A 6437-nucleotide genomic window follows, 5' to 3' on the forward strand; every position below is an offset into this window, starting at 1 on the left:
ACGCCCCTCCAGAACAAGGTTCAGTATCTGTGCTCTCTTCGCTTCTCGCTCGGTCAAATGTAGTCCTCTCATGGACTGACATATTCACTGAGCAGTTACCTACTGACAATATCACTGAGCAAAGACATCCCTGCGGCTCCACGTTGCGTGTTCCGCAACTCATACGTTAGACTGGGCGACGTTTCCATTCGAAACCAGGGGGGTCTTTGCACGATGCTGGTTAATTTCATCGTACTGATTGTGCTGGTCGCTATCGCCGGCGTGTGTCTACGGTTCATCTTTCGGGTGTGGAAAAGCAAGAAGGCAGTTGTGAAGTGGGGCGGCGTTGTCGGACTGGCGCTTCCGGTCTTTGTCTTCTCGGTCCTCAGTATCGTCTTGGCGCTGGGCATGTTCAAGTCGTACATGCCACGTGGAAACGAAGTAGTCGAATACAACATCTAGTACACACCGGAGCGCATCGCGAGGGGAGAGCACATCGCCAACTCGCTTTGCGCCGGGTGCCATTCTATGAATGAGACCGTCCCGCTGAGTGGGGGCAAGAACCTCTCCGAGGATGCAGGGTTGCCCCTCGGGACGATCGTGCCGTCAAACCTCACACCTGCCGGGCGCATCAGCGGATGGACCGACGGAGAGCTTATCCGCGCTATCCGCGAAGGGGCGGACCCCGACGGCAATTTGTTGGCGATGATGCAGTCCCAGAACTTCCGGGCCTTTGGTGACGAGGACATCAAGTCCATCGTCGCCTATATCCGGAGCCAGCCGGCGGTCCAGAACCCGACGCCTGATGAGTCGCTTTCGGTGCTCACTGTGCTGTTCGCCGGCGCAGGGATGTTTCCGGTAAGGGACCTTCCCTCTACTCAGCTCCCGACCCAGCCTCGTGAGGACCCTACAGCGGAATACGGGGAGTATATTGTGGAGTTCGGCGGGTGCCGCGAATGCCACGGCCAGGAGCTTACAGGAGGCCCCGGCGGTCTTTACCCCCTGGGTCCGAATCTCAGGGTTGTGAAGGCGTGGACCGCGGGGCAATTCATGCAGACGATGCGAACCGGCGTCAACCCAACCGGTCGGGAGCTGGACCCGGCCCAGATGCCCTGGCGGTCGGTGGGCAAGCTGACCGATACGGAGCTTACAGCGCTGCACGCGTACCTGGTCAGCCTGGAGTAAAGGCGCGTCCAACAAGTCCAACATGTCCAACAAGCAGGGGCGCCCAGATTACCGGGGCGCCCCTGCCTGTTGTCTAACCCACCATGCCGGTGTTCACTGACAGGATCGGCGGCAGGTGCTCCGCCAGGAGCTCCCACGAGTCGCCGTTGTTGCGGCTGTAGTAAAGCTGGCCCGTCGTGCTGCCGGCGTAGATGCCGCACTCTTCGTATGCGTCCGTGGCCATGCCCTCGCGCATGAAGTGCATGTAGGCGTTCCCCTGGGGCAGCCCCTTCGTCAGCGGCTCCCGGTTTGCGCCCCCGTCCCGGCTCCGGAACACGCGCATCTTCGCGTCCGTCAAGTACCGCTGCCCGCCGCCCAGGTCCTTGCCCTGCACGGCGTCCTCGGGGATGACGTAGAGCGTCTTCGGGTCTTGCGAGTGCAGGCCCAGCACGAAGCCGAACTGGGAGGGCAGGCCGGCGCTGATATCCACCCACTCCTTGCCGCCGTTGTCGGACCTGTACACGCCGCAGTGGTTCTGCTGGTAGAGCGTGCCGGGGCTGGTCCGGGGCGACATCATATGGTGCACGCACTGGCCGAACTCCGGGAACCGCTCCGGAAAGTAGTCCGCGCGCACGCCCTTGTTATGAGTCGTCCAGCTCTTGCCGCCATCCGTCGTGCCGAATGTTCCGACGGAGGAGATACCTACCCACATGCGGCCTTTGGTCCCGGTGTCCGCGACGATGCTGTGCAGGCACAGCCCGCCGTTCCCGGGGTTCCATTTGTCGCGCGAGGGGTGGCTTGTGAGACCCGTAACCTCGTCCCACGTCTCGCCGCGGTCGGCGCTCCTGAAGAGCGAGGCCGGCTCTGCGCCGGCGTAGATTACTCCCGGCTCGCCCTCGTGGCTCGGCTCGATGTGCCATATGCGGTTGACGCTGAGCTTCCCGCCCTCCGGGAACTTCGGGTTCTTTTTCGACTGCTGCCACGTCTTGCCCAGGTCGCGGCTGTGCTGCACCTCCGCGCCGAAGACGGGGTTATTGATCGCAGAATAGGTGGAGCCGTCGCGGGGGTCGTATGCCACGTGGAAGATTTCGACGCCGGCGTGGTGGGGGCCGGATACGCTCCACTTCTTGCGCGCCTTGTCGGAGCCGAATCAGGAACGCGCCCTTGCGGGTGCCGACAAGCACAATAACGCTGCCTTTAGGTACACTGAGCTGCTCTGCCAATTGTGTCCTCCTGGAGTATGAAAAAAAGGGATGTCGCTGAGTGAGGCAATATATTAGCACGGGCCGCCGGCGCAGTCCTACACGGCGGCCCTGGGCCTGAAGATCCCGAAGGAGCTTGTATAGCCGTGGAGGAACGTGGCGCCGCCTACCTGGCCAATCTCGCCGTTGCAGAAGAAGCCGCTGAGAGGCATGGGGCTGACCTTGTGGCGGAACATCTCGGTGTCGTGGTCGGGCCGGCCGTACAGGTAGGAGCCTCGGCCCAGGCACTGGAACAGCAGCGCGCCCGCGCCGTCGGCCGCAGGGTGGCGGCCGGCATACCTGTCGAGCAGGCTCTCGAGGTCGCGCGACGATGTATCCGCATCCCGCAGGTGGAACTGCACGGTCTGGCCCTCGCGCAGCACCTCGTCCACGGAGATTCCGCCGGTGGCGTGATCGGCCCCCAGGATGTTGCGAATAAGAAAGTCGCCCAGCATCGGGTTGTCGTTCAGCGGGTCCATGACGATTCCGAGAAACAGCGAGTGGCGGGTGACGAGGCGCTGGTCGTTCGTGTTCAGCTTCTCGTAGACAGACTTCAGCACGTCGATAGGCCGCTTGCCCTCCAGCTCCAGGAGCATCGTTTGCTTGCAGGCCGTCACCTGCATGGGAGAGCCGATGGGCCTGCAGCCCTGGGCGACAATAGTGTCCACGGTAACCTCGCCGTGCAATGAGACTCCCACCGCGCCGGAGCGGTGCGTCTTCCCGCCGGTGTACAGCGCGTTACCGCCCCATTGCTGGGCCCCGCTGGCCATGCCGCCGATCTTGGCGCTGGCCGCGAAGGCGTAGTCCAGCCCGGCGATCAGCTTGTCCGTCATGAAGGTGTAGGGGTCAGCGAGGATAATAAAGTCCGGCCTGTCGGCGGCCTTCACGCCAAGCATGTCCTCCCATTCGTCCGGGGCGGCGTCTTCCGTAGGCAGGTCCTCGTTCTCCAGGTGGAAGTGCACAATCTCCACGCCCGGGAGGTGAGCTGCCGTCAGCGAGAAGCCGGGGCGGTGCTCCACCTCGCGTCCGGCGCCTATCACGCCGCCGCCGGAGCAGCCGATGAGCGCGCCTGCATTGAGCCGCCGGGAAATCAGCTCAGGGACGTTGCCGAACTCCGGCGCGTGGTGGGCGGAGGGGAAGGCGACGACCAGATCAGGGGCAAGGCCGTCAAGTCCGCGGAGCACCTGGTCCGCGCACTCGGCTATCGCATCGCCCGTCGTCGGGAATTCAGATACTGCCGAGCTCCACTTCATGTGCCTGCCTCCTTTCAACAGCGTGTCACCACTTCACTTCTTGCGCTTCGAAACCCATCGACTCCAGCGCGGCCGCCAGCTTTGCAGCCCAGGCTTCCTCCGCCATGCCTGCGGGCACAACGATCTCGACGACTCTGTCCTGAAGCCGGCGGACCTGCCCTTCCCCGGACTTCTCCAGCGGGACGGTGACCATTTCACGGTCGACGCCGTACTTATCCGTCACCGCGAATACAGTCATCATGTCCCGCATTCCGATGATCTCTTCGCTCAACTTCCACTCCCTCATGCATCGGAACCGTGACCGGAGGCGCGGGCGCAGCCGCTTTGTGTTCCGCCGCGCAGCATTTATAATAGGCCCTAGATTATTACACGGAGCGTGCGCCATGCAAAGGCTTCTCGGTCAAATAGCGATAGTCACCGGAGGCGCGCGGGGGATCGGCGGCGCGACGGCCCGTCGACTGGCCGAGGAGGGCGCGAAGGTCCTCGTGGCGGATATCGACATCGACGAGGCGCGCGCCAACGTCGAAGCTATCCGGCGAAAAGGGTGTACTGCTGAAGCATTCAAGGCCGACGTCGGCTCTCACGCAGACGTCCAGGCCATGGTGGAGAAGGCTGTCTCTGTCTGGGGTCGGCTCGATATCCTGGTGAACAATGCGTACAACCCCACCACGGGCGGGCGGGGCACGATTGAAGAGGTCAGCGAGGAGATGTGGGACTCCGGCATGGCCGTGCTCGTGAAGTCAATATTCCTGGCCTCCAAGTACGCCGTGCCGCACATGCGCAAGGCCGGCGGCGGCAGCATCATCAACATATCTTCAGCCCACGGCCTTCTCCAGGCGCCGGGATTCGCGGTCTACGAAACGGGCAAGATAGCGGTGATCGGCCTCACGAAGCAGATGGCGATGGACTTCGGTCCGGACAATATTCGCGTTAATGCGGTCTGCCCCGGACATATAGTGACCGAGCGGCTGAAGGAGTTCTGGGTCGGCAAAGAGTCCGGGCTGAAATTCTTCGAGGACCAGTACCCGCTCAGAAGGGTAGGGCGGCCGGAGGAGATTGCCGACCCGATTGTGTTCCTCTGTTCGAAAGAGGCGTCTTTCATAACCGGCGTTGCACTGCCCATCGATGGCGGCCTCACAGTGCAGCTTCAGGAAAACTTTGGCGTGCGCCAGGCCCACTACCTGGAGGGCAGCGTCGGGACGAAGATGCCGTATTGAGCGACAGGGTGTGAGTCAACCGTGGTGAGCAGTGAAAAAGGCCGGAAAGATACAGGCGATGGGCTGCCGGACTATCTGAAGCCGGGGCTGGACGTTGTGTTCGTCGGGATCAACCCCGGGGAGTACAGCGCGAAAGTGGGACACTACTTCGCCCGTAAGACAAACCGCTTCTGGCCGGCCGTCAACCAGGCCGGCCTCTTCAACCCGCCCCTGGACGCTCTCCACGACTACATGGCGCTGGAGCAGGGGATAGGCTTCACAGATGTGGTGAAGCGCGCGACCGCGAACGCTGCCATGCTGGGCGTGGAGGACTGGCGAAAGGGAGCGCCTGCGCTGAGGGACCGGCTCCTGCGGTACGCTCCCAGGATCGTAAGCTTCAACGGCATGACCGGGTACAGGAACTACCTGAAGTATGGGGAAGGCATAGACGAGAAGGCGCTCCAGTTCGGGCTGCAGCCGCGGGACATCGGCGCTTCGAAAGTGTTTGTAGTCCCCAGTCCAAGCCCGGCCAACGCCGCGTACCTGTTGAACGACATGGTCGATTGGTATACCAGGCTCAGGGAGCTTAGAGACGGGCTTCGAAAATGAAAAGCGAGACTGTAAGGACCTTCCTGGCGATTGAGCTTCCTGATGAAGCGAAGAAGGCCCTGGGCGCGCTAATCGATCAGATGGAGCGGGTCCGGGTAAGCAGCCTGCGACCTGTGGACCTGGAAGGAGCGCACCTTACCGTCAAGTTCCTTGGCGACTTGACGACGGACCGCATTGATGCTGTCAGCAGGCGCATGTCCGATGTCGCAGGCGATAGCAAGCCGTTCACATTGAGGCTGGGAGGCGTGGGGGCATTCCCGAACAGCCGCAGCCCGCGCGTGCTGTGGATCGGTATAGAATGGGATACGGAGAGCCTGCGGACGCTTCAGAACAGGATGGAGGCCTCACTGGAAGGGATCGGCTTCCCCCGCGAGGTCCGTCCATTCCATCCCCATCTTACACTCGCCCGCATCGGAGACCGGGCAACCCCTCAAGATAGGCGCCGGGTAACGGAGGCGCTCTTCTCCGCGGACATTCAGGCCGGGCGCCCAATCAGGGTGTCAGGCATTAGCCTTATGCGGAGCACTCTCCTCCCCACGGGAGCGCACTACGACAGGATCGCCATGGCCTCATTCCCGGCGCCTTGAGCCCGGCGATGCACCCCCGCGCCGCGCCTCGTTTCCCGTAAAGTCTCCACTCTCGGCAGGTCTGTCAATGCTCAATGACTTTGTCAGTCTTACTGCTCAGTGATTTTGTCAGTACGACTGGTTTTGGTTGAATCAGTCTCGATCTCCAAGGGTGATCTGGACCCGGCTTTCGATCCTTGGGCGAGGAGAGGGGTGTGCTGGAGACGGGTCCGTCTCCAGCACGCCCCTCTCCACGCTTGCCCGCCTGAGCTTTTCTTCGCCTTGCTCGCAGGACTGCGGGTCTCAGGGGAGCAACCGTGCTGGCCAGCTCACGCCCCTTGTGCATGACCACGATGCGCCCGTCCAGCCGCTCCTGTACCTCTACGGTCGCCCTGGCGTATGTGCTCCGCTCGCTGTCAGGCTCGATCT

Annotated in this window: 8 protein-coding genes; 5 read left to right on the top strand and 3 right to left on the bottom strand. The window is 62.5% G+C overall.

Translation table 11 applies throughout. The features are described 5' to 3' along the window. Nucleotides 1-213 precede the first annotated feature (213 nt). Complete coding sequence (locus FJ319_14215) at nt 214-441, top strand: hypothetical protein (protein ID MBM3935420.1); 228 nt, start codon at nt 214-216, stop codon at nt 439-441. 66 nt (nt 442-507) lie between these two features. After that, complete coding sequence (locus FJ319_14220; protein MBM3935421.1) at nt 508-1164, top strand: cytochrome c; 657 nt, start codon at nt 508-510, stop codon at nt 1162-1164. A gap of 73 nt (nt 1165-1237) precedes the next feature. On the opposite strand, the gene FJ319_14225 is transcribed toward FJ319_14220, so the two are convergent. The 3 genes from FJ319_14225 to FJ319_14235 form a co-directional block, all read right to left on the bottom strand. Further along, nucleotides 1238-2221, bottom strand: coding sequence for an exo-alpha-sialidase (locus FJ319_14225; protein MBM3935422.1), 984 nt, complete (start codon nt 2219-2221; stop codon nt 1238-1240). Nucleotides 2222-2443: 222 nt separating this feature from the next. Further along, nucleotides 2444-3637 carry a hypothetical protein gene (locus FJ319_14230; GenBank protein MBM3935423.1) on the bottom strand — a complete coding sequence of 398 codons (1194 nt, stop codon included), beginning with the start codon at nt 3635-3637 and terminating at the stop codon, nt 2444-2446. A gap of 25 nt (nt 3638-3662) precedes the next feature. Beyond that, nucleotides 3663-3908 (bottom strand): hypothetical protein, encoded by a 246-nt coding sequence (locus tag FJ319_14235; protein ID MBM3935424.1) that lies wholly within the window; start codon nt 3906-3908, stop codon nt 3663-3665. Nucleotides 3909-4020: 112 nt separating this feature from the next. On the opposite strand from FJ319_14235, the gene FJ319_14240 reads away from it, so the two are divergent. From FJ319_14240 to thpR, 3 genes are all read left to right on the top strand, one after another. Next, on the top strand, nt 4021-4854 hold the full coding sequence (locus tag FJ319_14240) for an SDR family oxidoreductase (GenBank protein ID MBM3935425.1): 834 nt from the start codon (nt 4021-4023) through the stop codon (nt 4852-4854). A gap of 63 nt (nt 4855-4917) precedes the next feature. After that, a complete protein-coding gene (locus FJ319_14245) occupies nt 4918-5442 on the top strand; it encodes a mismatch-specific DNA-glycosylase (protein ID MBM3935426.1) in 525 nt (174 codons plus the stop codon). After that, nucleotides 5439-6029 carry an RNA 2',3'-cyclic phosphodiesterase gene (gene thpR / locus FJ319_14250; GenBank protein ID MBM3935427.1) on the top strand — a complete coding sequence of 197 codons (591 nt, stop codon included), beginning with the start codon at nt 5439-5441 and terminating at the stop codon, nt 6027-6029. Before FJ319_14245 ends, thpR begins: the two co-directional genes overlap by 4 nt. The last annotated feature ends 408 nt before the right edge of the window (nt 6030-6437 follow it).

This window comes from SAR202 cluster bacterium (assembly GCA_016872355.1).
In the GTDB taxonomy this organism is placed as follows: domain Bacteria; phylum Chloroflexota; class Dehalococcoidia; order Lucifugimonadales; family VGZY01; genus VGZY01.

Coding starts and splice junctions, on each gene's coding strand:
- FJ319_14220 (MBM3935421.1), top strand. CDS start 508: ATGAATGAGACCGTCCCGCTGAGTGGGGGCAAGAACCTCTCCGAGGAT.
- FJ319_14240 (MBM3935425.1), top strand. CDS start 4,021: ATGCAAAGGCTTCTCGGTCAAATAGCGATAGTCACCGGAGGCGCGCGG.
- FJ319_14215 (MBM3935420.1), top strand. CDS start 214: ATGCTGGTTAATTTCATCGTACTGATTGTGCTGGTCGCTATCGCCGGC.
- thpR (MBM3935427.1), top strand. CDS start 5,439: ATGAAAAGCGAGACTGTAAGGACCTTCCTGGCGATTGAGCTTCCTGAT.
- FJ319_14230 (MBM3935423.1), bottom strand. CDS start 3,637: ATGAAGTGGAGCTCGGCAGTATCTGAATTCCCGACGACGGGCGATGCG.